Source organism: Terriglobales bacterium (assembly GCA_035624475.1).
Lineage (GTDB): Bacteria > Acidobacteriota > Terriglobia > Terriglobales > Acidobacteriaceae > DASPRL01.
In genome coordinates this window covers 1-3,194 of the sequence record DASPRL010000300.1, presented here as the reverse complement: position 1 = coordinate 3,194, position 3,194 = coordinate 1, and the positions used below count along the sequence as shown (strand labels likewise).

The following is a 3,194-nucleotide window of genomic DNA, read 5'->3' as shown; positions in this document are numbered from 1 at the left end:
GGGGGCACGTACCGCCCGCACACGTTCCTCTTCGACGCGTTCGTGCCGGCGCTGAAGGCCCGCGGGCTCGGCGAGGCCGACGTCCGGCGGCTGCTCGTCGACAACCCGGCGGAGGCCTTCGCGGTCCGCCGGCGACCGCTGGCCGAGCGCTGAGACCGATCCCGGCTTCTCCGCCCAGACCACGGCTCTCGGGCTCCTCGGCTCGGCAGATCCGGGGCGAATACGAGCTACAATCGGGGCACTTCCATCCGGTTCAGGCGGCCGAGGGTGACGGCATGATCGGCTCGGTCCTCTCCCACTATCGCATCACCGCCGCCGTCGGTGCCGGCGGCATGGGGGAGGTCTACCGCGCCCGCGACACGCGGCTCGACCGCACCGTCGCCATCAAGGTCCTGCCCGCACACCTCTCCGAGCAGCCCGAGCGGCGGCAGCGCTTCGACCGCGAGGCCCGCGCCATCTCCTCGCTCAACCATCCCAACATCTGCACTCTCTACGACGTCGGCCACCAAGAGGGGGTCGACTACCTGGTGATGGAGTACATGGAGGGCGAGAGCCTGGCCGACCGGCTGGACCGCGGTCCCCTCCCCCCGGAGCAACTGCTGAAGTATGGGGTGGAGATCTGCGAAGGGCTGGAGAAGGCGCACCGCAGCGGGGTGGTGCACCGCGACCTGAAGCCCGGCAACATCATGCTGACCAAGACGGGGGCGAAGCTGATGGACTTTGGGCTGGCCAAGACCGCCAACCCGGAGGCGCCCTCGGCCCTGACCGTCTCGCTCACCGGGCCTGGGGCCAAGCCCCTGACCGCGGAGGGCATGGTGGTGGGCACCTTCCAGTACATGGCGCCGGAGCAACTGGAGGGCAAGGAAGCGGACGCGCGCTCCGACATCTTCGCGCTGGGCTCGGTGCTCTACGAGATGGCGACGGGCCAGCGGGCGTTCACGGGCAAGAGCCAGGCCAGCGTGGTGGCGGCCATCCTGGCCTCGGAGCCGCAGCCCATCTCGTCGCTGCGGCCCATGTCGCCGCCGGCGCTGGACCGGGTGGTGAAGCTGTGCCTGGCCAAGGACCCGGACGAGCGCTGGCAGACGGCCCACGACGTCAAGCTGCAATTGCGGTGGATCGCGGAGGGCGGCTCGCAGGCGGGCGTGCCGGCGCCGGTGGCGGCGCGCCGGCGGCACTCGCAGAGCCTGGCCTGGGTGGTGGCCGCGGTGTGCCTGCTGGCGGCGATCGCGTTGGGCGCGGCCTGGATGGCGCGCGCGCCCAAGGCCGCTCTGCCCCTGCAAGCTTCCATCTTGCCGCCCAAAGACTCGAGCTTCACGCCTTTCTCTTTTGCCATCTCGCCGGATGGGCGGAAGCTGGCGTTCGTCGCCCGGAACCCTGCCGGGACGGGTGACGTGCTGTGGGTTCGTCCGTTGGACAGCACGGTGGCACAGCCCCTGGCAGGCACTGAGGAAGCGGCGTTCCCTTTCTGGTCGCCGGACAGCAGGTCCATCGGGTTCTTCGCTGGCCGCTGGCTGAAGCGGATCGACGCCGGCGGGGGGCCCGCGATCACGCTGGCCGAGGCCCTCGTCGGGCGGGGAGGAAGCTGGGGCCCGGACGGCACCATCCTCTTCGCTCCCTCCTCGGTGGGCGGTCTGTGGCGGGTTTCGGCCAGCGGCGGCCAGGCCGTGCAGGTGACCACGCCCAAGAATCCGGGCGCCGAGCGCAGCCACCGCTGGCCCTTCTTTCTGCCCGACGGGAGCCACCTGCTCTTCTACAACTCTGCACCCGATGCACCCGGAGTGGCCCGACCCGGCGCGGGTTCCGGCATCTATCTGCTGGACCTCAAGACCGGCGCCGAGAGCCTGGTGCAGCGCGCCATCGGCCAGGGGCAGTACGCCGACGGTCACCTGTTCTACCTGGAACAGGGCAACCTGATGACGCAGCCCTTCGACCTATCCTCTCTGAGCGTCAGCGGGACGGCAGTCGTAGTGGCCGAGCAAGTCCAGTATGACAGCAACCGCTGGGTGGGGGGCTTCAGCGTGAGCGCGGCCGGACCGCTCATCTATGCAGGTGGAGGAAGCACCAACAGCGAGCTGGTCTTGTACGGCCGCGATGGCAAGGAGTTGGGGAAGGTGGCGGGCCCCGAGGAGTTTGACATCGTCTCGCTGTCGCCGGACGCCACGCGGGTGGCGACCTCGGTGGGAGAGGGCGGCGGACGGCAACGCGACATCTGGATCTACGAGTTAAGCCGGGGAACAGGGACGCGCTTGACCTTCGAAGGGGTACAAGCGGAGAACCCCATCTGGAGCCGGGATGGCAGCAAGATCGCCTACAGCGACACACCGGGGCGAGGAAGCATCCTGGTCAAGCCCAGCAGCGGGCTGGGGGAGCCCAAGGTGATCGCGCAGGGCGGCGACTTCGCGCCCAACGACTGGTCACCCGACGGCAACCAAGTGCTGTATATGAGCTTCCTGAGCAGTGCAGGGCCGCGAGTCTGGATCCACCAGTTCGGGCCGGAAGCCAAGGACTACGACCTGCTCCACACCAGCTTCCCCACCGCCGAGGCTCAGCTCTCCTCCGACGGCCACTGGCTGGCCTTCACTTCCGACGAGACGGGGCGGCAGCAGGTATACGTCATGCCCTATCCCAGCCTGTCGGGCAAGTGGCAGATCTCGATCGAGGGTGGCAGCCAGGCGCGCTGGCGCCGCGACGGCAAGGAGATCTACTACATCGCGCCCGACGCCAAGTTGATGCGGGTGACGGTGGACACCGCGGGCGGGGCCTTCCACGCGGGGATTCCCAGCCCCCTCTTCCAGACCCAGATCGCGGCGGTGGCCTTCGCCTTCCACCAGTACGATGTCACCGGCGACGGGAAGAGGTTCCTCATCAACACCCGCCGCACGCAGGGCACGGCCACCCTCACCATTTATTCCAACTGGGAAGCGGCGCTGAAACGGTAGCTAGCTGACGCGGCGGGAGGCCCCGGGGCGTGCGTCGTCGTCGGGAGCCTTGTGGGGGCGCCGCTTTTCGTCCTCGTGGCGGATGAGCAGCACCTCGATCTGGCGCAGCAGGTCGCGCGCGTTCACCGGCTTGACCAGCATGGTGTGGGCGCCGGCGCGCTGCCAGGAGCCGCCCAGGTCGGGGAAGGCGGTGAGCACCGCGGTGGCCGGCTGGTAGGGCTGCTGCTGGGCGGCGTGCACCACCTCGTAGCCGGA

Annotated in this window: 2 protein-coding genes; one reads left to right on the top strand and one right to left on the bottom strand. The window is 69.4% G+C overall.

Translation table 11 applies throughout. The features are described 5' to 3' along the window. Nucleotides 1-275: 275 nt before the first annotated feature. Nucleotides 276-2,939 (top strand): protein kinase, encoded by a 2,664-nt coding sequence (locus tag VEG08_11930; GenBank protein ID HXZ28693.1) that lies wholly within the window; start codon nucleotides 276-278, stop codon nucleotides 2,937-2,939. On the opposite strand, the gene VEG08_11925 is transcribed toward VEG08_11930, so the two are convergent. Further along, nucleotides 2,940-3,194 (bottom strand): response regulator (locus VEG08_11925; protein ID HXZ28692.1); only part of this gene is annotated, 255 nt, incomplete at its 5' end.